Genomic DNA, 23,708 nt, shown 5'->3' on the forward strand with positions numbered 1-23,708 from the left:
AGGCGAAGCCGCATCCGGGCCCATTCCTTAGCGGGCCACCGGCTGCCAGCCTGGCGCCGTCGTAAAGGCGCTCATCGCCTGCGCCTGTTGCTGTGAATCCGCGCCGAGATTGCGCTGATACACCTTGTCATCTTGATCGATGATAAAGCTCATTATCCCTGTCTGACCGTAGCTTACGGGCCAGGCGACCATCGCAAATCCCTCCTGAGCGGGTAAGATGCGGAAATGATAGCCGTGGTAGCCTTCGCCCGGTTGCGGCGGGTTGAATGCCGGACCCAGCGGGCTTGGCGCTTCGCCTGGGACTGTGGGCCAGTAAAGACCCTCTTTTTTCCCCGGAGTGCTGACGATGCTTTGTGCATACCGATGATTCAGCGCGTAGTAACTCTGCTGGGCATCAACATACGCATGCAGCGCTTCCATGGCCGCCAGTTCATTTCGACCGATTTCCCGGGTCTGAATTTCCTCTGCGCCAGCCTTCATATCAAAGCGCCAGCCTTCGGCGGTTTTAACCAACGGGACAGGTAGCTGCCAGCCGCTGCTGCCAACGGCCAGATGGGCAACCTCTCCGTCGAGGACTATCTCATGCTTAACCTGCCAGTCGCGCAGAAAACGATCCACCGCGTCAGGATCGACCCCTTCCGGCGGTAGCGCATCGTGCCAGTTATCACCCAGCAGATCCTGCATGGCGCGTTGATCTTGCTCGCTAATGGCTTTGGTCAGCGCGCTGGCAGCCCCGTCGGGCGTAGGAAAATGCGCCTGGGCGACGGCAAATGATGAAACCATCAGCAATAAGACGCCCGCGATCGGTTTACTTTTCATGACGGCTTCCTTAACGATGGCGTAATTCACGGTGTTCAACATGGCGTTCGAACCGCTGATCTCGCAGGTCCGCACGCTGCTCGCCGTTAAGCGAAGCGCGTTGGCGGCTTTCCAGCCCGCGTTGCTGCTGGGCCCGCCAGTTAGCTGAGCGGCTGTCGTTACCGCTCAGCGCATTGGCGCGTAGTGGTCGGGAGTCATGCTCCACAGGGCGTGCAGCCTGTTTGTGCTCAGTATGCGGCTGGCTAAGGCGATGCTGCACCCGGGGCGGTGGGCTGTCGTAACCACGGAAATTGTTCCGCTGTGAGATCTGTTTAAGCTGCTGGCTGGAGGTCGGGTGCTGTCCATGCAGGGTTGCAGGTTGCCTGAGCTGGGTCAGCGATTTGCCCGTCGACTGCTGCACCTGCGCCATCGCCGCCTGACGCTGGCTGTCGCGGTTGACCGACTGATGCTCTGTCGCGCTCAGCCCCTGGGAAATATGGGTCTGGTGAAAGTGGCTGGCGAGCTGGCTATTGGTGTAGGGAACGCCGTTGCGATAAGCCGGGTTATGCTGCCAGGCCATGTGGTTATCTGTGCGGTGCTCTCCGGTTATCTTGTTGTAATTGTTAACGTTGATATTGATATTATCGCCATTATGCGAATAACCATCATGATGATGGTCGTCGTGATGATCGTCATCGTGATGATGGTGGTCATCGTCGTGATGATCCCAGTCGATACTGCTAAAGAGCGCGTAGGTGGTGGCGACACCCAGGCTATAGCCAAACCCTTTCACAAAGCTGCTGGTAAATTGCTGACCGGGAGAAGGGGGCAGATATACCGGCGGATAGCTGGCGTTGGGCCAGGTTCCATACACCACAGATGGGTTATAGGATGGCACATAGACCACCTGCGGGTCGGCAGGCTCTATTTTGATCACCGTCTGGCTGGGCGTGGAGGCTGTTTTCACCGTAGCGGTTGAGGTGGGTACTGTCGCTACCGTCACTTTTTGCTGCGGCGTCGATGTTAACGCCCCGGTTTGCTGCGCCAGCGCGCGCAGGCGTTGCACGGCGTCCATCACATCTTTTGGCTGCGCCAGGAAAGCGTCTCCCAGATTTTGTACCCATTCGGGGTTGCCGCCCAGCAACGACATAAGCTGCGGGAAGGCGACCAGGGATTTCACGCTGGCGTCCCAGGGCTGACCGGAGACGGCCTGAATGGCGGCATCACCCTCCATTTTGGGATTATCCTGCGACCACTGCGCCGCCTGGATAACGCTGGAAGGGTAGGTCGAGGCCATCAGAATCTGTGACAGGAGGGGGTCGGGATAGAGCGCGATGGGCGCAACCCACTGGTCAATTTGTGCGGCGCTATAGACTGGGGCGGCAACGGGCGCTGGTGGAGTGGCAGCCGTTGTAGCTGGCGCAGTTTCGCTTACGGACTCAGGTGCGCGGCTTTTAACATACATCACCCCGGAGGCGGCAAATAGCCCGACGCTACAGAGAAGGGCGAGCAACGTTGGGGAAAAGGGCAGCTTCATAAAGACTCCGAAGAGAAGAGTTATGCCGGGAGTATAATCTTCCCGTCCCTCGCTTTTTGACTTTACGGGTGGAACCGTGGGCCTTCATCGGGCAAAGAGTGTGACTATTTATTACACAGCAGCGTGCCGCTACACCATGCTTAACGATTCAGCAAACAATTTAATGTTGCTTTTTTGTAAACGGATTAACACTGTCTGAAAATCCTGCTATGCTGCCCGACGCGGTATCGGGCATATACCCTACAAACTGCTGTCTCACAGGAGCGTGAAGAGAACGCCCGCCGCATATGACAATGAGAGCGAGGAGAACCGTCGTGCTAGAAGAATACCGTAAGCACGTAGCAGAACGTGCCGCCGAGGGGATTGTACCCAAACCGTTAGATGCAACCCAAATGGCCGCGCTCGTCGAGCTGCTGAAGAATCCGCCAAAAGGCGAAGAAGAATTCCTGTTAGATCTGTTGATCAACCGCGTACCGCCAGGCGTAGATGAAGCTGCCTACGTAAAAGCCGGTTTCCTTGCTGCGATTGCCAAAGGCGACGCAACCTCCCCACTGGTTACCCCTGAAAAAGCGATTGAACTGCTCGGCACCATGCAGGGTGGTTATAACATTCATCCGCTGATCGATGCCCTGGACAGCGACACGCTGGCGCCTGGCGCCGCCAAAGCCCTGTCCCATACGCTGCTCATGTTCGATAACTTCTACGACGTAGAAGAGAAAGCCAAAGCGGGCAACAGCTACGCGAAGCAGGTGATGCAGTCCTGGGCGGATGCCGAGTGGTTCCTGAGCCGCCCTGCGCTGGCGGAAAAAATGACCGTTACCGTCTTCAAGGTGACGGGCGAAACTAACACCGATGACCTCTCTCCGGCGCCGGATGCGTGGTCACGCCCGGATATCCCACTGCACGCCCTGGCGATGCTGAAAAACGCCCGCGAAGGCATTGAGCCGGATCAGCCAGGCGCTGTCGGCCCGATCAAACAGATCGAAGCTCTGCAGAAAAAAGGCTTCCCGCTGGCGTATGTGGGTGACGTAGTCGGTACCGGCTCTTCCCGTAAATCCGCGACCAACTCCGTGCTGTGGTTCATGGGTGATGATATCCCACACGTGCCGAACAAACGTGGCGGTGGCCTGTGCCTCGGCGGCAAAATTGCGCCAATCTTCTTCAACACCATGGAAGATGCGGGTGCACTGCCAATTGAAGTGGATGTCTCTAACCTGAACATGGGCGACGTGATTGACGTTTACCCGTTCAAAGGCGAAGTGCGTAACCACGAAACCAACGAGCTGCTGGCGAGCTTTGAACTGAAAACCGACGTGCTGATTGACGAAGTGCGTGCCGGTGGCCGTATCCCGCTGATCATCGGTCGTGGCCTGACTACCAAAGCGCGTGAAGCGCTGGGTCTGCCGCACTCAGACGTATTCCGTCAGGCAAAAGACGTGGCGGAAAGCAACCGTGGTTACTCTCTGGCGCAGAAAATGGTTGGCCGTGCATGCGGCGTAGCCGGTATCCGTCCGGGTGCGTACTGCGAGCCGAAGATGACCTCCGTGGGCTCTCAGGATACCACCGGTCCGATGACCCGTGACGAACTGAAAGACCTGGCGTGCCTGGGCTTCTCCTCAGACCTGGTGATGCAGTCCTTCTGCCACACCGCGGCCTATCCGAAGCCGGTTGACGTCACCACGCACCACACGCTGCCAGACTTCATCATGAACCGCGGCGGTGTCTCCCTGCGTCCGGGTGACGGCGTGATCCACTCCTGGCTGAACCGCATGCTGCTGCCGGATACCGTCGGTACCGGTGGTGACTCCCACACCCGCTTCCCGATTGGCATCTCCTTCCCGGCGGGCTCCGGCCTGGTGGCCTTTGCTGCCGCGACCGGCGTCATGCCGCTGGACATGCCGGAATCGGTGCTGGTGCGTTTCAAAGGTAAAATGCAGCCGGGCATCACCCTGCGCGACCTGGTGCATGCGATCCCGCTGTACGCCATCAAACAGGGCCTGCTGACCGTTGAGAAGAAAGGTAAAAAGAACATCTTCTCTGGCCGTATCCTGGAGATCGAAGGTCTGCCGGAGCTGAAAGTGGAGCAGGCGTTCGAGCTGACCGATGCCTCCGCCGAGCGTTCCGCTGCGGGCTGTACCATCAAGCTCAACAAAGAGCCGATTATCGAGTACCTGACCTCCAACATCGTGCTGCTGAAGTGGATGATTGCTGAAGGTTACGGCGACCGCCGTACCCTGGAGCGTCGTATTCAGGGCATGGAGAAATGGCTGGCAGATCCACAGCTGCTGGAAGCCGACGCCGATGCAGAATATGCCGCGGTGATCGAGATCGACCTGGCTGACATCAAAGAGCCAATCCTCTGTGCGCCGAACGATCCGGATGACGCGCGTCTGCTCTCTGACGTTCAGGGCGACAAGATCGACGAAGTGTTCATCGGCTCCTGCATGACCAACATCGGTCACTTCCGCGCTGCCGGTAAACTGCTGGATACCCACAAAGGCCAGCTGCCAACCCGTCTGTGGGTGGCGCCGCCAACCCGTATGGATGCGGCTCAGCTGACGGAAGAGGGCTACTACAGCGTGTTTGGTAAGAGCGGGGCGCGTATCGAAATCCCTGGCTGTTCCCTCTGTATGGGTAACCAGGCGCGCGTGGCTGACGGTGCGACGGTGGTTTCCACCTCTACCCGTAACTTCCCGAACCGTTTAGGTTCTGGTGCAAACGTCTACCTGGCCTCTGCGGAGCTGGCGGCGGTTGCTGCGCTGATTGGTAAACTGCCAACGCCGGAAGAGTACCAGACCTTCGTGTCGCAGGTAGATAAGACCGCGGTGGATACCTATCGCTATCTGAACTTCGACCAGCTCTCTCAGTACACCGAGAAAGCGGACGGGGTGATCTTCCAGACGGCGGTGTAATCAACGCCTCATTGCCCGGTGGCTCGACGCTTACCGGGCCTGTCAAACCCATCGCACACGCGGTGGGTTTTTTATTTTCATTCCTTCCACCCGTTCGGCTTTTTTTCTTCCCCGCTGCTGCGATAATTACTGCAAGAGCTTTGCAGAGGAAAATACTATGGATTACGAATTTCTGCGTGATATCACCGGTGTGGTGAAAGTGCGGATGTCGATGGGCCACGAGGTGGTCGGTCACTGGTTCAACGAGGAAGTAAAAGAGAACCTGGGCCTGCTCGATGAAGTGGAACAGGCTGCGCGCACGGTCAAAGGCAGTGAACGATCCTGGCAACGCGCCGGGCATGAATACACGCTGTGGATGGATGGCGAAGAGGTCATGGTTCGTGCCAATCAGCTGGAGTTTTCCGGCGACGAGATGGAAGAGGGGATGAGCTACTACGATGAAGAGAGTCTGTCGCTGTGTGGCGTAGAGGATTTCTTGCAGGTGGTGGCGGCCTACCGCGAGTTCGTGAAGCAGAAATAGTATCAGGAGCATCCCTGCTCCTGACGCATCTTATACGGTCGCGATATTGCGGCCGTAGTAAATTTCGCGCATCTCTTTCCACAGCAGGTCAGTAATGACCTTGCGCTCATCTTCGCTTAAATCTTCCGGCCGGGTATGGAACATGTAGTGCTTCAGGTCGAACTCCTTAAGCAGCATCTTGGTATGGAAGATATTCTCCTGATAAACATTCACATCCATCATGTCATACAGCGCTTTCATGTCTTCGGACATGAAGTTCTGAATGGAGTTAATTTCATGGTCGATAAAGTGCTTCATACCATTGATATCGCGGGTAAAACCGCGCACACGGTAGTCAATGGTCACGATATCGGACTCAAGCTGATGAATTAAGTAATTCAGCGCGTTAAGCGGGGAGATCACGCCGCAGGTGGACACTTCAATATCGGCGCGGAAAGTACACAGCCCACCTTCCGGATGGCTCTCCGGGTAGGTATGTACGCAGATATGGCTTTTATCGAGATGGGCAACCACCGCTTCCGGCAGCGGACCGGGATGCTCCGTATGGTCGATAAGGGTGGGATCGACGGGCTCCTCGCTGACCAGAATGGTGACGCTGGCACCCTGGGGTTCATAATCCTGACGCGCAATGTTCAGGATATTGGCGCCAATGATAGAGCAGGTTTCTGACAGGATCTCAGTCAGTCGGTTGGCGTTATAGAGTTCATCGATATAGGCGATATAACCATCGCGCTCTTCCGCCGTTTTTACATAGCAGATATCGTAAATACAAAAACTCAGGCTTTTGGTCAGGTTGTTAAAGCCATGCAGTTTCAGCTTTTTCAATTCGTTCACCCCCTCAGAGCATCGTGCAAATATTGCGGTAAGGCAAAGGCTGCGGTATGGACGGCCGGATTGTAATAGCGGCAGGTCAGATTCGCCTGCTGGAAGCGCGCCTGAATGATGCCGGTGGAGAGATGGCGCAGGGCATCGTTGTCCGTGGCCCAGGCAAAGGTCATGACACCGCCGTAATAGGTCGGGATTGCCGCCTGGTAGAAGCTGACGTCGGTAAAGTAGTGGCTCAGCTTGCGGTGGCTGTCGATGGCCTCGTCCTGCTGCAGGAAGCAGACGCCGTTCTGGGCAACGAAGATACCGCCAGGGTTCAGGCAGCGTTTGCAGCCTTCATAGAAGGCCGAGGTAAAGAGACTCTCACCGGGACCAATCGGATCGGTGCAATCGGAGATGATCACATCGAAGGTCTGCGTCGTCTGGTTAACAAAATTGACGCCGTCGTCGATCACAAGCGTAAAGCGCGGATCGTCGTAGCTGCCAGCATTATGGTTCGGCAGGTACTGGCGGCAGAAAGAGACGACGCCCGCGTCAATCTCGACCATGGTGATGCTTTCAATGGATTTATGGCGGGAGACTTCGCGCAGCATAGCGCCGTCGCCGCCGCCGATGATCAGCACATGTTTCGCATTCCCGTGTGCCAGCAGCGGGACGTGGGTCATCATTTCATGATAAATGAACTCGTCACGCTCGGTGGTTTGCACCACGCCATCCAGCGCCATCACCCGGCCAAAGGCCGCGTTTTCGAAAATGATCAGATCCTGATGATCGGTTTTCTCATGATAGAGCACGTTATCAATGGCAAAGTACTGTCCAAAATGGTCATGCAGCGTTTCATGCCACATATTTTTTTCGGCCATGGGATGATACCTCCTTTGTTAACACCCGCATAAAACGGGGGCAACATCATAGCTAACTATGACCGTGGTTGCACGGTCATAAATTCAGCAAAGGGGCATCGGATGAGGATTTACTTAACGTAGGCAAGAAGGCTCAGCGAGTCGCGAGCCAGGGCTTTACATTTTTTTGCCGTGGGAATGCCGATGCCGCTGAGATCGCGGTAGCTGTCTTCACCGAGGGTTTTCATGTCAAAACTGTCGTAGTTGCTCAGATCCCACTGGTTCTGTTGAGCAAAAAAGACCAGGGCGCGGCGAATCTGACCGTTGGGTAAATTCTGGTAGCCGCAGTCGTTTTTCAGGAACACGAACACCGCCGTTAAATCCGCCATATCTTCGGCTTCATTTTCACTCAGCGCATAGCTGTTTGCGCAACTAATCATCAGGGTGCTGAACAGAATTGTTCGGAAAAACGTCTTCATTGCTTCTACCAATACGTCACGGAAATTCAACGTTAGCACACTTCCCGCCGGTGCGACGATCTTTATTATTGCGGCTTTTCTTGACCTTCCGGCAAGGGGAGGGTTTATGCTCAGATCATTGACTGCTGCGAATAAGGAGATGAACATGCAACGCCGTGATTTTTTAAAATATTCTGCCGCACTGGGCGTCGCCAGTGCGCTTCCCCTCTGGAGCCGCGCGGCATTTGCCGCCGAGCGGCCTGTTCTGCCGATCCCGAATTTACTCGCTCCCGATGCACGCAATCAGGTGAATCTGATGGTGCAGGCGGGGAAAACCGCCTTTGGTGCGCATCACGCTACCACCTGGGGTTACAACGGCAACCTGCTGGGCCCGGCCATTCAGCTACGCAAGGGAAAAGCGCTGACCGTTAACATTCATAATACCCTGAACGAAGAGACCACCGTCCACTGGCACGGTCTGGAGGTGCCGGGTGAGGTAGACGGCGGACCGCACGGTATCATTAAGCCCGGCGGCCAGCGGACGGTGACCTTTACTCCGGAGCAGCGAGCGGCGACCTGCTGGTTTCATCCCCATCAGCACGGTAAAACCGGCCATCAGGTGGCGATGGGGTTAGCCGGGCTGTTACTGATTGAGGATGACGAAAGCCGTCTGCTGCGCCTGCCAAAGCAGTGGGGCATTGACGATGTACCGGTGATCGTGCAGGACAAGAAATTTACCGCCGACGGGCAAATTGACTATCAGCTGGATGTGATGAGCGCCGCGGTGGGCTGGTTTGGCGACACGCTGCTGACCAACGGGGCGATCTACCCGCAGCACAATGCGCCGAAAGGGTGGCTGCGCCTGCGTCTGCTCAACGGCTGTAATGCCCGCTCGCTCAATTTCGCCGCCAGCGATAAGCGTCCACTCTATGTCGTCGCCAGCGACGGCGGGCTGCTGGCTGAGCCGGTAAAAGTGACCGAACTGCCGATGCTGATGGGGGAGCGTTTCGAGGTGCTGGTGGACATCAGCGACGGCAAGCCCTTTGACCTGATAACCCTGCCGGTAAGCCAGATGGGGATGGCGGTGGCGCCGTTCGATAAACCGCAGCCGGTACTGCGCATTCAGCCGCTGCTGGTGACCGCGTCTGGTGCACTGCCGGACGCCCTGACCACGCTGCCCGCACTGCCGTCGCTGGAGGGGCTGACCCAGCGCAAGCTCCAGCTCTCCATGGACCCGATGCTCGACATGATGGGCATGCAGGCGTTAATGAAGAAGTATGGCGACCAGGCGATGGCGGGGATGCATCACGGCCAGATGCAGGGTCATATGAATCATGGCCAGATGGGGGGAATGGATCACAGCATGCATGGGTTCGATTTCCACAACGGCAACCGGATCAATGGCAAAGCCTTCGATATGCACACGCCGCAGTTTGCCGCCGCTAAAGGGCAGTATGAACGTTGGACGATCTCCGGGGAAGGGGACATGATGCTGCATCCGTTCCATATTCACGGCACCCAGTTCCGCATCCTGACGGAAAACGGCAAAGCGCCAGCGGTGCATCGCGCAGGCTGGAAGGATACGGTGCGCGTTGAAGGCGGAGTGAGCGAGGTGTTAGTGAAGTTCGATCATGACGCGCCGAAAGAGTATGCCTATATGGCGCACTGCCATCTGTTAGAGCATGAAGATACCGGGATGATGCTGGGGTTCACGGTATAAAAAAAGCCCGGTGGCGCTACGCTTACCGGGCCTACGTGAGCTCGAACTGTAGGCCGGGTAAGGCGAAGCCGCCACCCGGCTTTTTAGTCACTTATTTTTCATCAGGCAACGCATAGGCAACAATATAGTCGCCCATCTTCGTCCCAAACGAACCATGACCCCCCGCAGAGATGACAACGTACTGCTTGCCATTCACTTCATAGGTCATCGGTGTAGCCTGTCCACCCGCAGGCAGACGGCCCTGCCACAGTTTCTCACCGTTGGTCATGTTGTACGCGCGCAGGTAGTTATCTGCGGTTGCCGCGATGAACAGCACGTTACCAGCGGTGGAGATTGGACCACCCAGCATCGGCATACCCATATTGAACGGCACCGGGATCGGCATCGGGAACGGCATGCTGTCCTGTGGCGTACCAATACGTTTTTTCCAGACGACCTGGTTAGTTTTCAGATCCAGCGCAGAGATATAACCCCAGGCAGGCTGTTTACACGGCAGGCCAAACGGAGAGAGGAACGGGTTCAGCGTCACGCCATACGGCACGCCGTACTGCGGCTGAATACCGGATTCCGTACCGGTGCCCTGGGCATCTTTCGGCTGTTCCATCGGGTTGCCCGGGCCGCGTGGGATCAGTTTAGAGACAAACGGCAGCGCCATCGGGTTGGCAATCGCCACCTGACGGTTCGGGTCAACGGAGATACCGCCCCATTCGAACATCCCCAGGTTACCCGGGAACACCAGCGTGCCCTGCTCGGATGGTGGAGTGAAGATGCCTTCATAGCGCAACTGGTGGAACATCACGCGGCACACCAGCTGGTCGAACATGGTGGCGCCCCACATGTCCGCGCCGCTGAGATCTTTCTTCGGACGGAAGCTCAGATCGGAGAACGGCTGGGTTTTGGTGACATAGTCGCCTTTCGCCGCGCCCTGCGGAACCGGTTTTTCCGGTGCCGGCACGACCAGCTCGCCGTTACGACGGTCCAGCACGAAGATGTTGCCTGTTTTCGCCGGGGCGTAGATCACCGGTACGGTTTTACCGTTGACGGTAATGTCTGCCAGCGTCGGCTGGGACGGCATGTCCATATCCCACAGATCGTGGTGAACGGTCTGGTAGCTCCATGCCAGTTTACCGGTGGTCGCATTCAGCGCCAGAACAGAGCTGGCATAACGCTCCTGCTCTGGCGTGCGGTTGCCACCCCAGATATCCGGCGTGGTCACACCCATCGGCAGGTAGACCAGGTCCAGCTTCGCGTCATAGGCGGCTGGCGCCCAGGAGTTTGGCGAGTTGAAGGTAAAGGTGTGTTCATCCGACGGGATAGCGTTTGGATCTTTCGCACCCGGATCGAAGGCCCACAGCAGCTTACCGGTGTTAACGTCAAAACCGCGGATCACGCCAGAGGTTTCGCGAACGGAGAAGTTATCCGTTACCGAACCGGCAATCACGATGGTTTTATCGGTGATGATCGGGGGTGAAGTAGGTTCATACAGACCCGGGGTCTGATCCGGCATGTTGGTCTGTAGGTTCAGCACACCTTTGTTGGCAAAGGTTTCGCACAGCTTGCCGGTTTCGGCGTTAATGGCAAACAGACGACCGTCATTCACCGGCAGCATGATGCGGCGCGGACAGTCGGCGATCACCTCCGGGCTGGCGTTATCGGCACGCGCTTCGTGGTAAGAGACGCCACGGCAGGTCACGTGCTGGAACTGGTTGTTGGTTTTCAGCTGCGGATCGAAGTGCCATTTCTCTTTACCGGTGGCCGCATCAAGCGCGAACAGACGCTGGTGCGCCGTACAGAGGTAAAGCATGTTGCCCACTTTAATCGGGGTCACTTCGTTGGTCAGTTCACCCGGATCGTTCGGCATCTTAAGATCGCCGGTACGGAATACCCAGGCTTCTTTCAGGTTTTTCACGTTGTCCGCGTTGATCTGCTTCAGCGGGGAGTAACGCTGACCTTCCTGGTTACGGCCATAGGCAGGCCAGTCACCATCTGCCACGTCGGAGATCGCCGCCGCAGGCGTAGATTCCGCATTCAGGGTGCCTTTCACCTCCTGCGGATCGTTAAAGCCAGCCCAGGTCAGGATGCCACCGCTAATCAGCAGCGCCACGACCAGGGCGGCAACCGCACCGCTGGAGCGCACAAGCAGACGACGCCAGACGAAAGGCAGGATCAGCCAGATACCGAAGAAGACCAGAATGTCGCTACGCGGGGTCAGGGCCCAGAAGTCGAAGCCGACCTCCCATACGCCCCAGATCATCGTAGCCAGCAGCAGGGCCGCGTAGAGCCACAGTGCCGATTGTTTACTACGCCAGAGAAGCAGGGTGACGCCGAGCATAACCACACCTGCTACCGGGTAGTACCAGGAGCCGCCAATGGCTACCAGCCAGACCCCGCCGATTAACAGATACAGTCCGCAAAATGCAGCGAACAGGGCTGTTAGCCTCACGAGCAAACGTGAATGTTGATTTTTTGTTTCCGCCATAAAAGACACTCGATAAGTTTGTTAATTATTTAGTAGCAATTAATTATAGGACTTAACAAGTGTGATCGGAATCACAAATATGGCTTTTGTGAACTCATGCGCCAGGAGGATCCATTTGCTGGTATACTTCAGGGCTTATGAAGCGATGCCGGACGCGAATCCATAGGCATTGAGAAATTCGTTATAAAATCATACGGTTAGTAAAATGAAACATACTGTTGAAGTGATGATCCCTGAAGCGGAGATCAAAACGCGTATCGCCGAACTTGGTCGTCAGATCACCGAACATTATAAAGACAGCGGCAGTGAGATGGTGCTGGTGGGTCTGTTACGCGGTTCCTTCATGTTTATGGCCGATCTCTGCCGCGAAGTGCAGGTCTCCCATGAAGTCGATTTTATGACCGCCTCCAGCTATGGCAGCGGCATGTCGACCACCCGTGATGTTAAAATTCTCAAAGATCTGGATGAAGACATTCGTGGCAAAGATGTTCTGATTGTGGAAGACATCATCGATTCCGGGAACACCCTGTCAAAAGTACGCGAAATTCTCAGCCTGCGCGGCCCAAAATCGCTGGCGATTTGTACCCTGCTGGATAAACCGACCCGCCGTGAAGTGGACGTTCCCGTGGAGTTTGTCGGTTTCTCGATCCCGGACGAATTTGTGGTGGGCTACGGGATTGACTACGCGCAGCGCTATCGCCATCTGCCGTATGTCGGCAAAGTGGTGCTGCTGGACGAGTAAGGCGGATATTACCCGTTGGCGCTACGCTTAACGGGCCTGCGGACTAAAAACGGCAACTTGCGTTGCCGTTTTGCGTTTACTTGTGGTTAACGTGCTTCTGGGTCAGGTTAGAGACACCCTGACGGTAGCGCTGCTCCAGCGTCTCTCGGTTGGTTGCGGTCACTTCCAGATCGCGCAGCAGGCCATCGTGAATGCCATACGCCCAGCCGTGGATCGTCACCTTCTGCCCACGTTTCCACGCCGACTGCATAATGGTGGAGTGGCCGAGGTTGTAGACCTGTTCCATCACGTTCAGCTCGCACAGGGTGTCCAGGCGGCGCTCCTGCGGCATTTGACCCAACAGTGAGCTATGTTTGAACCAGATATCACGAATGTGCAGTAGCCAGTTGTCGATAAGGCCCAGTTCCGGATTTTCAACCGCTGCCTGCACGCCGCCGCAGCCGTAGTGACCACAAATGATGATGTGTTCGACTTCCAGAACATCTACTGCATACTGCACCACAGAGAGACAGTTCAGGTCAGTGTGGATCACCAGGTTCGCAACGTTGCGGTGAACAAAGAGTTCGCCAGGTTCAAGGCCGGTAAGACGTTCAGCCGGAACGCGGCTGTCGGAGCATCCAATCCAGAGAAAGCGTGGTTTCTGAGACTGAGACAGTTTCTCAAAAAATCCGGAATCTTCTTCCAGCAGCATCTTTGACCATAGTGCGTTATTGCTGATGAGTGTATCTATGTCGTTCATGGAGGCTAACGGCCTGTAACCGAGTGATTGCGTTGCGCTACTATAGGGTAACCCGACTTTTAATGAAACCACACAACGTGTGTCAGAACTATAGGTAAGTTTATTTCATGGCGATTGCACTTGAGCTTGAGCAACTTAAAAAAACCTATCCGGGCGGCGTCCAGGCGCTGCGCGGGATAGATCTCAAAGTAGAAGCCGGTGATTTTTATGCGCTTCTGGGGCCTAACGGGGCAGGTAAATCCACCACCATCGGTATCATCAGCTCGCTGGTGAACAAATCCTCCGGCCGGGTGAGCGTGTTTGGCTATGACCTGGAGAAAGATGTGGTCAACGCCAAACGCCAGCTGGGGCTGGTGCCGCAGGAGTTTAACTTCAATCCGTTTGAGACCGTACAGCAGATTGTGGTGAACCAGGCGGGTTACTACGGCGTCGAGCGCAAAGAGGCGGTCGCGCGCAGCGAAAAGTATCTTAAGCAGCTCGATCTGTGGGAGAAACGCAACGAACGTGCGCGGATGTTGTCCGGCGGCATGAAGCGTCGTCTGATGATTGCCCGCGCCCTGATGCACGAGCCAAAGCTGCTGATCCTCGATGAGCCCACCGCCGGGGTGGATATCGAGCTTCGCCGCTCAATGTGGAGCTTTTTGAAGGATTTAAACGACAAAGGCACCACCATTATCCTCACCACCCACTATCTGGAAGAGGCTGAGATGCTCTGTCGCAATATCGGCATCATTCAGCACGGCGAGCTGGTGGAAAACACCTCAATGAAAGATCTGCTCTCCAAGCTGAAGTCAGAGACGTTCATTCTCGACCTGGCGGCAAAAAGTCCGCTGCCGAAGCTGGTCGGCTATCAGTACCGTCTGGTGGATACCTCCACGCTTGAAGTGGAAGTGCTGCGCGAGCAGGGGATCAACAGCGTCTTCAGCCAGCTGAGCGAGCAGGGGATTCAGGTATTAAGTATGCGTAACAAAGCAAACCGACTGGAAGAGCTCTTCGTCTCGCTGGTCCATGAGAAACAAGGAGATCGCGCATGATGCAGCTTTACTGGGTGGCGCTGAAAAGTATCTGGGCCAAAGAGATCAACCGTTTCATGCGTATCTGGATCCAGACCCTGGTTCCGCCGGTGATCACTATGACCCTCTACTTTATTATCTTCGGCAACCTGATTGGCTCGCGCATCGGCGAGATGCACGGCTTTACCTATATGCAGTTTATTGTGCCGGGCCTGATCATGATGGCGGTCATCACCAACGCCTACGCCAATGTGGCGTCGTCGTTCTTCAGCGCCAAGTTCCAGCGCAACATTGAAGAGCTGCTGGTGGCGCCGGTGCCTACCCACGTCATCATCGCCGGTTACGTCGGGGGCGGAGTCGCGCGCGGCCTTTGCGTCGGCATTCTGGTCACCGCCGTTTCGCTGTTCTTTGTGCCATTCCAGGTGCACTCCTGGCTGTTTGTCGGCCTGACGCTGCTGCTGACGGCGATACTGTTCTCTCTGGCGGGGCTGCTGAACGCGGTATTCGCCAAAACCTTTGACGATATCAGCCTGATCCCGACCTTCGTTCTGACGCCGCTCACCTACCTCGGTGGGGTCTTCTATTCCCTGACGCTGCTGCCGCCGTTCTGGCAGGGGCTGTCACACCTGAACCCTATCGTCTATATGATCAGCGGCTTCCGCTTTGGTTTCCTCGGCATTTCCGATGTGCCGCTGGTGACGACCGTTGGCGTGCTGGTGATCTTTATCGTTGCCTTCTATCTGCTGTGCTGGAATCTGATCCAGCGCGGACGTGGGCTGCGTAGCTAACCATCAGGCCCGGCGGCGTTCTGTTGCCGGGCCGCTTTATTGACCACCGTCACCCCCATACCTTATCTCTCCCGCTACACTACCCCTTTCTGATGAGAGGTGACGATGCTGGGTTGGGTAATAACGTGCCATGAAGAACACGCGCAGCTGATGGCGGATCGGCTTGCCGCTCGCTTTGGGCCGCTGGAGCAATGCCAGGTGGTCAATTTCTGGCGCGGCTTAAGCTGCAATATGCTCAGCCGTATGTTGTGTGATGCCCAGCATCAAGCCGACAGCGGTGACGGGGTGATCTTTCTGACCGACATCTCCGGCGCTGCGCCGTATCGCGCAGCCGCCCTGCTCAGCCATAAGCATGAGAATTGCGAAGTGATCTCCGGGATAAGCTATCCGCTGCTGGAGATGATGTACCCCCTGCGTGAAACGACCGACAGCGTCAGCTTTCGTAACACCATCGTGGCCCACGGCGCGCCGGACGTCAGCAGCCTGTGGCACCAGCAGCAGAAAAACCCGCCCTTCGTTCTGCTGCATGGACCGGAGAAATATTAAACATTGGTATTACCGGTGCTTTTGCTACAATGTCGTCCGATTTTCGTACTGAATAATTCTCTATGTTCTCGCGTATTTTTCTTCTGCTTCTTCTGCTGGTTTCCGGCGGCGCTTCTGCCAGTCTGCTAAGCCCGCAAGGGGCTCCGGCCCGTTATATGCAAACCACCGAAGATGCCACCATCTGGGCGCAGGTAGGTAACCGCGTCGTGACCGTCGGCAATGTGCGCGCCGGGCAGATCATCGCCGTTTCTCCCACCCCGGCAGATTACTATGAGTTCCGGTTTGGCTTTGGCACCGGTTTTATCGACAAAGGGCATCTGGGCGAAGTGCAGGGCAAACAGCGGGTGGAGGATAGCCTTGGCGATCTGAATAAGCCTCTCAGCAACCAGAATTTGATTACGTGGAAAGATACGCCGATCTACAACGCGCCCAGCGCCGGTAGCGCCCCGTTCGGTACGCTGGCAGATAATCTGCGCTATCCGATCCTCAATAAACTCAAGGATCGCCTGAATCAGACGTGGTATCAGATCCGCATCGCTAACCGTCTGGCCTGGGTCAGCAGCCTGGATGCGCAGGAAGATAATGGCCTGCCGGTGCTCACTTATCACCATATCCTGCGCGATGAAGAGAACACCCGTTTCCGCCATACCTCAACCACCACCAGCGTACGTGCCTTCAATAACCAGATGACCTGGCTGCGCGACCAGGGCTATACCACGCTGACCCTGTATCAGCTCGAAGGTTATGTGCGTAACAAAATGAACCTGCCCGCCAGGGCAGTGGTGATCACCTTTGACGACGGCCTGAAGTCGGTCAGCCGCTACGCCTGGCCAATCCTCAGGCAGTACGGCTTTCACGCCACGGCCTTTATTATCTCCTCGCGCATCAAAGCGCATCCCCAAAAATGGGATCCAAAGACGCTGCAGTTTATGAGCATTTCCGAGCTGCGGGAGATCCAGGATGTTTTTGACGTGCAGTCGCACACCCATTTCCTGCACCGGGTGGACAATAACCGCCATCCGATCCTGCTCAGCCGCAGTTACCACAACATCGTGATGGATTTCAAACACTCCCGCCGCGCGCTGGCGCAGTTTAACCCGCACGTGCTCTATCTTTCGTACCCGTTTGGCGGTTACAACGATAATGCGGTAAAAGCGGCGAATGACGCCGGTTTTCATCTGGCGGTGACGACGGTAAAAGGCAAGGTAAAGCCGGGAGATAATCCGTTCTTGTTAAAGCGTTTGTACGTTCTCAGAACGGATTCTTTAGAGACCATGTCGCGGCTGATCAGCAATCAGCCGCAGGGGTAGCATCAGGCAACCTGAACGGGGATCGCTTTCGCGGTGCGTTTCATGTCGTTGTCGCCTTCGAAATAGGCCACTTTCGGCTGCCAGCGGCGGGCTTCCTCGTCGGACATCATAACGAAGCTGGCGATGATGACGATATCGCCCACGTTGGCACAGTGCGCGGCCGCACCGTTCACGGAGATGATTTTAGAACCCCGTTCAGCCGCGATAGCATAGGTTGAGAAACGATTGCCGTTACTCACGTTCCAGATATCAATGGCTTCGTTTTCAAGAATACCCGCCGCGTCAAGAAAATCCTGATCGATCGCGCAGGAGCCTTCATAGTGCAGATCGGCCTGAGTGACCTTCACACGGTGAAGCTTACCTTGCAACATTTTGCGAATCATGATGTTACCTTTACTCTTCTTCGTAACCCACTTGCCCGCAAGTGGGAAGGGAAACTAATCCATTAGCTATCTATCAGCTCAGTCATTACTGAGCCAGTTCAACGACACTGTTGTCGATCAGGCGCGCCTGACCGAGCCACGCAGCAACCAGGATCACCGCGCGTTTGCTGGTGACAGAGAGCTCCAGCAGCGTATCGGCATCGCGGATCTGAATATCATCAGCCCGGAAGCCTTTGTCATTCAGCTCCTGCTCGGCAATGGCGATAATCTCTTCACTGCTCAGCGCCTTCTGTTGCAGCTTTTCAACCATCGCGCTCATCACCTTATACAGACCCGGCGCGATTTTACGCTGGTCAGCGGTGAGGTAGCCGTTGCGGGAGCTCAGCGCCAGGCCATCTTTGGCACGCACGATCGGTACGCCAACGATGTCGATGTCGTAGCCCATGTCGGCTACCATCTTGCGGATCAGCGCCAGTTGCTGGAAATCTTTCTCGCCGAAACAGGCGATATCCGGCTGCACAAGGTTAAACAGCTTGCTGACGATGGTAGAAACACCGCGGAAATGACCCGGACGGCTGGCGCCTTCCAGCATGGTGGAGATACCCGGTACGTCCACATAGGTCGTCTCTTCCGTACCCTTAGGATAGACATCATTCGGTGCCGGGGCGAAGACGAAATCGACCTGATGCTTTTTCAGCTTCTCGCAATCTTCCTGCAGCGTGCGCGGGTAGCGGGCCAGGTCGTCGGCACGGTCAAATTGCATCGGGTTAACAAAAATGCTCACCACTACCACATCGGCACGGGCTTTGGCTTCGTCCACCAGCTTCATGTGGCCGTCATGCAGGTTGCCCATGGTGGGAACCAGCGCGATACGTTTACCTTCCTGGCGCAGGCGACGAATATGCTGGCGCAGCAGCGGCAGGGTTTCAATGATTAGCACAACAAGACTCCTTACTGGAAACTGTGTTCTTCACCCGGGTAAACACCCGATTCAACGTCGGCAATATACTGCCTGACTGCGCCGCGCATGTCGCCTGCGTCGATAAGGAAATTCTTCGCAAATTTTGGGATATGCCCGCCGGTAATGCCAAACGCATCGTGCATCACCAGAATTTGTCCGTCGGTGACGTTACCGGCGCCAATGCCGATCACCGGAATAGAAAGCGCCTCGGTAATGCGTTTCGCCAGCGACACCGGCACGCACTCCAGCACCAGCAGCTGTGCCCCTGCGGCTTCTAACGCCTGCGCATCATCAAACAGGGTCTGGGCAGCGTCACCGCGGCCCTGCACCTTATAGCCACCGAAGATATTGACCGACTGCGGGGTTAACCCCAGATGGCCGCATACCGGCACCGCGCGCTCGGTGAGCATGCGTACGGTCTCAACCAGCCAGGCGCCGCCTTCCACTTTGACCATGTTGGCACCGGCGCGCATCACCGTGGCGGCATTTTCAAACGCCTGCTCCGGTGTGGCGTAGGCCATAAACGGGAGATCGGCGAGCAGCAGAGAAGCTGGGGCTCCGCGGCGAACCGCCCGGGTATGATAAGCAATATCTTCTACCGTTACCGGCAGAGTGGAGTCATGTCCCTGGACCGTCATCCCTAACGAGTCGCCGACCAGCATGACGTTAATCCCCTCTTCGGCAAAGAGTTTGGCGAAGCTGTAGTCATAGGCGGTAATGGTGGCGAAGCGCTGCTTGTCCTGTTTGCATTTCTGCAGGGTGGCGATGGTGGTTGGTTTCATACTGTTTCCTGATAGCCCAAAGCGAATCTTTGCGCATTCTAACAGTAACATTCGGGGGAACAATGATTTTACGTAACCGATTAACCATAAATATTTCATGGTTAATCAACGGAAATTTACTGTTACCAGTGAGCTGGTTTTTCGGCGTTAAGCTGCGTCAGCAGGGCGCTCAGACTTTCGCCGTCGGGGAAGATCAGGTCGGGGGCAATTTCAAACAGCGGCCAGAGCATAAAGCCGCGGCGTTTCATGTCGTAATGCGGCACGGTCAGGCGTTCGGTGTTAATCACCGCATCACCAAACAGCATGATATCCAAATCGAGGGTGCGCGGTCCCCAGCGCTCTTCTTTACGCACTCGCCCCTGCTGCAGCTCAATGCGCTGGGTGTTGTCCAGCAGCGCGTCGGCGCTAAGGGCGGTTTCCAGCGCAATGGCGGCGTTGAGGTAGTCGGGCTGATCCTGCGGGCCCAGCGGGGGCGTGCGATAGAAAGAGGAGAGGGCGACAACGCGGCTCTGCGGAATGTCGCCCAGCGCCTGGACGGCAGCATTGACCTGCTCCAGCGGAGAGGCCAGATTACTGCCGATGGCGATATAGGTCAGCGTCATGCGGCCCCTTCGCGGCGTGGAGCACGCTTACGTGGACGACGATGGCGGCGACGCGGCGCCGGCTCTTCATCGAGACCGGTCAGCATGTCCTTCTGCGCCGGTGGCGCAGAAACCTGGAACTCACCCCACCACTGCACCAGCGCCTGCAGCTCGCGGTTGTTCTCCGCTTCGGCACGCAGGGCCATCAGATCGTAAGCCGCACGGAATTTTGGATGCTCCATTAACTTCCATGCGCGTTTACCCTGACGACGGGACATCCGCAGCTGAAGCTGCCAGATATCACGCACCAGCGTGGTGATGCGTTTCGGGATCGCCAGCGAACGGCAGGCTTCATCCAGCACATCGTTAGCGGCCAGGGCGAAGGCATCGTAGTAGGCCAGACCGCTCTCCTGAGCAATCTTCTGTGCCGTCTCCAGCAGCGGATACCAGAACATCGCCGCAAAGAGGAATGCCGGGTTAACGCGCATATCGTTCTGAATGCGGTTATCGGTATTCTTCAACACCTGGTCGATGATACGTTCCATCGCGCTGTCACCTTTTTCGGTGAAGTTGCGCGTAATGGTCGGGAACAGGGGCTGGAACAGGCTGTATTCGCGCAGCAGCTGATAGGTGGCAAAACCGTGACCAGCCTGCAGCAGCTTCAGCGCCTCTTCAAACAGACGCGCCGGGGGCACATCGTTGATCAGCGTCGCCAGGCGCGGGATCGGCTCGGCGGTTTCCGGGCTGATGTGCATACCCAGCTTGGCGGCAAAACGCACGGCACGCAGCATCCGCACCGGATCTTCGCGGTAGCGGGTTTCCGGGTTGCCGATCAGGCGAATCAGACCCGCTTTAAGATCCGGCACCCCACCCACGAAATCGCGGACGGTAAAGTCAGCCACGCTGTAATACAGGCTGTTGATAGTGAAATCGCGACGCTGGGCATCTTCTTCGATAGAACCGAAGATATTGTCACGCAGCAGCATACCGTTCTGGCCGCGCTGGGAAGTGGTGCGATCGGTTGGCGTGCCTTCGTGATGACCACGGAAGGTGGCCACTTCGATGATCTCCGGCCCAAACATGACGTGAGCAAGACGGAAGCGGCGGCCAACCAGACGGCAGTTGCGGAATAATTTCCGCACCTGCTCAGGCGTGGCGCTGGTGGTCACGTCAAAATCTTTCGGCTTTTTGCCCAGCAACAGGTCACGCACCCCGCCACCAACGAGATACGCCTCATAGCCAGCTTTATTCAGGCGATAAAGCACCTTAAGGGCGTTTTCACTGATATCTTTGCGGGAAATAGCATGCTGTTCGCGCGGAATAACCGACATCGTATTTTGAACAATGACGTCATCCGCCATGCTCTCATCGCGGCTCAGCACCTTACGGCAAAAATTAGCGACTCGGGTAAAAATAGTACACCTCGGTAGTGTGTGTTTCAGAATTCAGGACAAAAAATAGCGGCTAATCATAGCTCAGCGAGACGCATTTGAGAATGCTGGATTTTCGGCACGCGAATGAGCGACCAGTTGGCCACCGCTTTTTCCAGCAATTCTTCGGTGCGCAGATCCTGCCACTCATTTGTTACATCCTGGTTTAGAAATTGTAAAGCATTGATAAGAACAGGGCGAGGATCGCCGGTCGGTAATGCGGGGGCATGATTCTGTTTCGAGAGTTTCATCCCTTTTTCATTCACCACCAGCGGCAGGTGAATGTAGTCAGGAACCGGCCAGCCAAACAGCCGGTAGAGCGAAATCTGCCGGACGGTAGGTTCAATCAGGTCGGCCCCGCGCACAATTTCGTTTACGCCCTGGAAATGGTCATCCACCACCACCGCCAGGTTATAAGCAAACAGCCCGTCCCGCCGATGGATAATGAAATCCTCGCCCGCCAGACGCGCATCGGCGTGGAGTTCACCCTGTAACCGGTCGGTAAAGCAGGTGACGGGATGCTGTTGCATCACCCGCACCGCCGCATTTTCCGGGCCGTGATGCAGGGTGCGGCAGTGGCCGTCATAGACGCCGCCGACGCGCTGAATGCGGGCGCGGGTGCAGGTGCAGTAGTACGAAAGGCCCTCGGCATGCAGCCAGGCCAGGCGTTCGCGGTAGGCTTCGTGGCGTTGGGATTGCCAGAGAACATCGCCGTCCCAGTGCAGGCCGTAATGTTCCAGCTGTCGCAGAATGGACTCTGCCGCACCGGGAACTTCACGCGGAGGGTCGATATCTTCAATACGCACGCGCCAGATACCCTGTCGGGCACGGGCTTGCAGATAGCTGCCAAGGGCGGCAATAAGCGAGCCGAAATGCAGTTCGCCAGAGGGGGATGGCGCGAAGCGCCCAATATAGTCAGCAGGCATAATTACACGGCGCAGAAAGTAATCAGGCGGGAGAGAACTCCCGCCTGTGGTAGCGTCATAACAGGGCTGGCATTAACCGGCCATCTGTTTTTCGCGGATTTCTGCCAGCGTTTTACAGTCGATGCACAGGTCGGCTGTCGGACGGGCTTCCAGACGACGAATGCCGATTTCGACACCGCAGGACTCGCAGAAGCCGAAATCTTCGTCTTCGACTTTTTTCAGCGTTTTCTCAATCTTTTTGATCAGCTTGCGCTCGCGGTCACGGTTACGCAGTTCGAGGCTGAATTCTTCTTCCTGGGCGGCACGGTCTACCGGATCCGGGAAGTTAGCCGCTTCGTCCTGCATATGTGTAACGGTGCGATCGACTTCATCCCGGAGTTGATTACGCCATGCTTCAAGGATTCGCTTGAAGTGTGATAGCTGGGCTTCATTCATATACTCTTCGCCCGGCTTCTCTTGATACGGCTCCACCCCAGCGATGGCGAGAATACTCAGGGACGATGTTTTACGGTTTTGCCCTTCTTGCATGTTGCTTCTCCTTAACACGCACTATCGATCCCCGTGTTGGGGGAAAAATCAGGCCGCTATAAATAGCAGATGCTTTTCCGTAAGGCAATTATCTAAACGTAACACTTGACAAGCCTGTGAGGAAAAGCGTATTTGCGCACACGACCAGAATACTTATTAGCCAACGCTCAACCCCTTTCATAACGTGGCGGGGAGAGCGGATCTCAGAGTGATATTATCGGCAGAAAGTTCAGCTTTATACACCAAAACCTCTACCCCCTGCTTTTGTGCCTCATTCAACAGTTGCGCGTACTTAAGGTCAATATGGCGGGCGGGTGAAAATCGCCCAATTGCGCTGTGCAATACTGCAAATAACAGCACGGCGCGTTTGCCCGCCGCCGCTACACTCATAAGCTCCCGGAGGTGCTTCTGCCCTCGCAGCGTCACCGCATCCGGGAAATAACCGTTATCTTTCTCAGCTAACGTCACTGATTTCACTTCAATATAGCACTCGGGGCGATCGTCTGCCTGCAACATAAAGTCGATTCTGCTGCTTTCGCTGCCATATTTTACTTCGCTTTTTAGCGTGTTATAGCCGCGCAGTTCCGGAATAAAATCCAGACTAATCGCCTCTTTGACCAGCTGGTTCGCTCGCAGCGTATTGACGCAAATATATTCTCCGTCCGCGGTCTGGGTTATTTCCCAGGTGTGAGGATATTTACGTTTGATATTACTGGAGGTGGAGTACCAGACGGTATCCCCCGGCGTGGCGCAGCCGGTCATCGCCCCGGTATTGGGGCAGTGCAGGGTCAGGGTTTCACCGTTAGGCGTTACCACGTCGGCAAGAAAACGTTTATAGCGTTGTACCAGCGTGGCGGGTTGTAGGGCAGGGGTAAACTGCATGCAAAT

Annotated in this window: 23 protein-coding genes; 8 read left to right on the forward strand and 15 right to left on the reverse strand. The window is 56.1% G+C overall.

Going from position 1 to position 23,708, the window contains the following annotated elements:
* Positions 1-27: 27 nt before the first annotated feature.
* Positions 28-819, reverse strand: coding sequence for a DUF2950 family protein (locus C2U54_RS08860; protein ID WP_103178296.1), 792 nt, complete (start codon positions 817-819; stop codon positions 28-30).
* Between the two features lie 10 nt (positions 820-829).
* Entirely contained in the window at positions 830-2,335 is a 1,506-nt protein-coding gene (locus tag C2U54_RS08865) for a DUF3300 domain-containing protein (RefSeq protein WP_103178297.1), read from the reverse strand.
* Between the two features lie 314 nt (positions 2,336-2,649).
* Here C2U54_RS08865 and acnB point away from each other — a divergent pair, with 314 nt between their 5' ends.
* On the forward strand, positions 2,650-5,247 hold the full coding sequence (acnB, locus tag C2U54_RS08875) for a bifunctional aconitate hydratase 2/2-methylisocitrate dehydratase (RefSeq protein ID WP_103178298.1): 2,598 nt from the start codon (positions 2,650-2,652) through the stop codon (positions 5,245-5,247).
* A gap of 157 nt (positions 5,248-5,404) precedes the next feature.
* The gene (yacL, locus tag C2U54_RS08880) at positions 5,405-5,767 is read left to right on the forward strand and encodes a protein YacL (RefSeq protein ID WP_103178299.1); all 363 of its coding nucleotides are present in this window, start codon (positions 5,405-5,407) and stop codon (positions 5,765-5,767) included.
* Between the two features lie 30 nt (positions 5,768-5,797).
* On the opposite strand, the gene speD is transcribed toward yacL, so the two are convergent.
* From speD to C2U54_RS08895, 3 genes are all read right to left on the reverse strand, one after another.
* The gene (gene speD, locus C2U54_RS08885) at positions 5,798-6,592 is read right to left on the reverse strand and encodes an adenosylmethionine decarboxylase (RefSeq protein WP_103181029.1); all 795 of its coding nucleotides are present in this window, start codon (positions 6,590-6,592) and stop codon (positions 5,798-5,800) included.
* A gap of 5 nt (positions 6,593-6,597) precedes the next feature.
* Positions 6,598-7,455 carry a polyamine aminopropyltransferase gene (gene speE, locus C2U54_RS08890; protein ID WP_103178300.1) on the reverse strand — a complete coding sequence of 286 codons (858 nt, stop codon included), beginning with the start codon at positions 7,453-7,455 and terminating at the stop codon, positions 6,598-6,600.
* 110 nt (positions 7,456-7,565) lie between these two features.
* Positions 7,566-7,913 carry a YacC family pilotin-like protein gene (locus C2U54_RS08895; protein WP_103178301.1) on the reverse strand — a complete coding sequence of 116 codons (348 nt, stop codon included), beginning with the start codon at positions 7,911-7,913 and terminating at the stop codon, positions 7,566-7,568.
* A 145-nt stretch (positions 7,914-8,058) separates the two neighbouring features.
* On the opposite strand from C2U54_RS08895, the gene cueO reads away from it, so the two are divergent.
* Entirely contained in the window at positions 8,059-9,612 is a 1,554-nt protein-coding gene (cueO, locus tag C2U54_RS08900) for a multicopper oxidase CueO (protein ID WP_103178302.1), read from the forward strand.
* 91 nt (positions 9,613-9,703) lie between these two features.
* On the opposite strand, the gene C2U54_RS08905 is transcribed toward cueO, so the two are convergent.
* Entirely contained in the window at positions 9,704-12,091 is a 2,388-nt protein-coding gene (locus C2U54_RS08905; protein WP_103178303.1) for a glucose/quinate/shikimate family membrane-bound PQQ-dependent dehydrogenase, read from the reverse strand.
* Between the two features lie 205 nt (positions 12,092-12,296).
* On the opposite strand from C2U54_RS08905, the gene hpt reads away from it, so the two are divergent.
* Positions 12,297-12,833 (forward strand): hypoxanthine phosphoribosyltransferase, encoded by a 537-nt coding sequence (gene hpt, locus C2U54_RS08910; protein ID WP_103178304.1) that lies wholly within the window; start codon positions 12,297-12,299, stop codon positions 12,831-12,833.
* 76 nt (positions 12,834-12,909) lie between these two features.
* Here hpt and can read toward each other — a convergent pair whose 3' ends face one another.
* Positions 12,910-13,572, reverse strand: a complete 663-nt coding sequence (gene can, locus C2U54_RS08915; protein ID WP_103178305.1) for a carbonate dehydratase — start codon at positions 13,570-13,572, stop codon at positions 12,910-12,912.
* 107 nt (positions 13,573-13,679) lie between these two features.
* Here can and C2U54_RS08920 point away from each other — a divergent pair, with 107 nt between their 5' ends.
* The 4 genes from C2U54_RS08920 (at position 13,680) to C2U54_RS08935 (ending at position 17,229) form a co-directional block, all read left to right on the forward strand.
* A complete protein-coding gene (locus tag C2U54_RS08920) occupies positions 13,680-14,606 on the forward strand; it encodes an ABC transporter ATP-binding protein (protein WP_103178306.1) in 927 nt (308 codons plus the stop codon).
* Positions 14,603-15,373, forward strand: coding sequence for an ABC transporter permease (locus C2U54_RS08925; protein ID WP_103178307.1), 771 nt, complete (start codon positions 14,603-14,605; stop codon positions 15,371-15,373). The genes C2U54_RS08920 and C2U54_RS08925 overlap by 4 nt, the downstream gene beginning before the upstream one ends.
* A 105-nt stretch (positions 15,374-15,478) precedes the next feature.
* The gene (locus C2U54_RS08930) at positions 15,479-15,919 is read left to right on the forward strand and encodes a PTS sugar transporter subunit IIA (RefSeq protein ID WP_103178308.1); all 441 of its coding nucleotides are present in this window, start codon (positions 15,479-15,481) and stop codon (positions 15,917-15,919) included.
* A 62-nt stretch (positions 15,920-15,981) separates the two neighbouring features.
* Positions 15,982-17,229 (forward strand): polysaccharide deacetylase family protein, encoded by a 1,248-nt coding sequence (locus C2U54_RS08935; RefSeq protein ID WP_103178309.1) that lies wholly within the window; start codon positions 15,982-15,984, stop codon positions 17,227-17,229.
* A 2-nt stretch (positions 17,230-17,231) separates the two neighbouring features.
* On the opposite strand, the gene panD is transcribed toward C2U54_RS08935, so the two are convergent.
* The 8 genes from panD to sfsA form a co-directional block, all read right to left on the reverse strand.
* The gene (panD, locus tag C2U54_RS08940) at positions 17,232-17,612 is read right to left on the reverse strand and encodes an aspartate 1-decarboxylase (RefSeq protein ID WP_032616579.1); all 381 of its coding nucleotides are present in this window, start codon (positions 17,610-17,612) and stop codon (positions 17,232-17,234) included.
* An 85-nt stretch (positions 17,613-17,697) separates the two neighbouring features.
* Positions 17,698-18,552: a pantoate--beta-alanine ligase gene (gene panC / locus C2U54_RS08945; protein ID WP_103178310.1), complete on the reverse strand. Its 855-nt coding sequence runs from the start codon at positions 18,550-18,552 to the stop codon at positions 17,698-17,700.
* A gap of 11 nt (positions 18,553-18,563) precedes the next feature.
* Positions 18,564-19,355 carry a 3-methyl-2-oxobutanoate hydroxymethyltransferase gene (panB, locus tag C2U54_RS08950; protein WP_103178311.1) on the reverse strand — a complete coding sequence of 264 codons (792 nt, stop codon included), beginning with the start codon at positions 19,353-19,355 and terminating at the stop codon, positions 18,564-18,566.
* Between the two features lie 122 nt (positions 19,356-19,477).
* The gene (gene folK / locus C2U54_RS08955; RefSeq protein WP_103178312.1) at positions 19,478-19,957 is read right to left on the reverse strand and encodes a 2-amino-4-hydroxy-6-hydroxymethyldihydropteridine diphosphokinase; all 480 of its coding nucleotides are present in this window, start codon (positions 19,955-19,957) and stop codon (positions 19,478-19,480) included.
* Entirely contained in the window at positions 19,954-21,351 is a 1,398-nt protein-coding gene (pcnB, locus tag C2U54_RS08960) for a polynucleotide adenylyltransferase PcnB (protein WP_210405546.1), read from the reverse strand. Before pcnB ends, folK begins: the two co-directional genes overlap by 4 nt.
* A gap of 53 nt (positions 21,352-21,404) precedes the next feature.
* On the reverse strand, positions 21,405-22,292 hold the full coding sequence (gluQRS, locus tag C2U54_RS08965) for a tRNA glutamyl-Q(34) synthetase GluQRS (RefSeq protein ID WP_103178314.1): 888 nt from the start codon (positions 22,290-22,292) through the stop codon (positions 21,405-21,407).
* Between the two features lie 72 nt (positions 22,293-22,364).
* Positions 22,365-22,820 carry an RNA polymerase-binding protein DksA gene (gene dksA / locus C2U54_RS08970; RefSeq protein WP_012016093.1) on the reverse strand — a complete coding sequence of 152 codons (456 nt, stop codon included), beginning with the start codon at positions 22,818-22,820 and terminating at the stop codon, positions 22,365-22,367.
* Between the two features lie 177 nt (positions 22,821-22,997).
* Positions 22,998-23,702 (reverse strand): DNA/RNA nuclease SfsA, encoded by a 705-nt coding sequence (gene sfsA / locus C2U54_RS08975; RefSeq protein WP_103178315.1) that lies wholly within the window; start codon positions 23,700-23,702, stop codon positions 22,998-23,000.
* Positions 23,703-23,708: the final 6 nt, after the last annotated feature.

Origin of the sequence: Leclercia sp. LSNIH1 (genome assembly GCF_002902985.1) — a bacterium.
In the GTDB taxonomy this organism is placed as follows: Bacteria; Pseudomonadota; Gammaproteobacteria; order Enterobacterales; family Enterobacteriaceae; genus Enterobacter.

Excerpts from the sequence above, each read along its gene's own strand:
- C2U54_RS08860 (WP_103178296.1), bottom strand. The coding sequence starts at position 819 with ATGAAAAGTAAACCGATCGCGGGCGTCTTATTGCTGATGGTTTCATCA.
- C2U54_RS08865 (WP_103178297.1), bottom strand. The coding sequence starts at position 2,335 with ATGAAGCTGCCCTTTTCCCCAACGTTGCTCGCCCTTCTCTGTAGCGTC.
- yacL (WP_103178299.1), top strand. The coding sequence starts at position 5,405 with ATGGATTACGAATTTCTGCGTGATATCACCGGTGTGGTGAAAGTGCGG.
- speE (WP_103178300.1), bottom strand. The coding sequence starts at position 7,455 with ATGGCCGAAAAAAATATGTGGCATGAAACGCTGCATGACCATTTTGGA.
- C2U54_RS08895 (WP_103178301.1), bottom strand. The coding sequence starts at position 7,913 with ATGAAGACGTTTTTCCGAACAATTCTGTTCAGCACCCTGATGATTAGT.
- cueO (WP_103178302.1), top strand. The coding sequence starts at position 8,059 with ATGCAACGCCGTGATTTTTTAAAATATTCTGCCGCACTGGGCGTCGCC.
- C2U54_RS08905 (WP_103178303.1), bottom strand. The coding sequence starts at position 12,091 with ATGGCGGAAACAAAAAATCAACATTCACGTTTGCTCGTGAGGCTAACA.
- hpt (WP_103178304.1), top strand. The coding sequence starts at position 12,297 with ATGAAACATACTGTTGAAGTGATGATCCCTGAAGCGGAGATCAAAACG.
- can (WP_103178305.1), bottom strand. The coding sequence starts at position 13,572 with ATGAACGACATAGATACACTCATCAGCAATAACGCACTATGGTCAAAG.
- C2U54_RS08920 (WP_103178306.1), top strand. The coding sequence starts at position 13,680 with ATGGCGATTGCACTTGAGCTTGAGCAACTTAAAAAAACCTATCCGGGC.
- C2U54_RS08925 (WP_103178307.1), top strand. The coding sequence starts at position 14,603 with ATGATGCAGCTTTACTGGGTGGCGCTGAAAAGTATCTGGGCCAAAGAG.
- C2U54_RS08930 (WP_103178308.1), top strand. The coding sequence starts at position 15,479 with ATGCTGGGTTGGGTAATAACGTGCCATGAAGAACACGCGCAGCTGATG.
- C2U54_RS08935 (WP_103178309.1), top strand. The coding sequence starts at position 15,982 with ATGTTCTCGCGTATTTTTCTTCTGCTTCTTCTGCTGGTTTCCGGCGGC.
- panD (WP_032616579.1), bottom strand. The coding sequence starts at position 17,612 with ATGATTCGCAAAATGTTGCAAGGTAAGCTTCACCGTGTGAAGGTCACT.
- panB (WP_103178311.1), bottom strand. The coding sequence starts at position 19,355 with ATGAAACCAACCACCATCGCCACCCTGCAGAAATGCAAACAGGACAAG.
- folK (WP_103178312.1), bottom strand. The coding sequence starts at position 19,957 with ATGACGCTGACCTATATCGCCATCGGCAGTAATCTGGCCTCTCCGCTG.
- gluQRS (WP_103178314.1), bottom strand. The coding sequence starts at position 22,292 with ATGCCTGCTGACTATATTGGGCGCTTCGCGCCATCCCCCTCTGGCGAA.
- dksA (WP_012016093.1), bottom strand. The coding sequence starts at position 22,820 with ATGCAAGAAGGGCAAAACCGTAAAACATCGTCCCTGAGTATTCTCGCC.
- sfsA (WP_103178315.1), bottom strand. The coding sequence starts at position 23,702 with ATGCAGTTTACCCCTGCCCTACAACCCGCCACGCTGGTACAACGCTAT.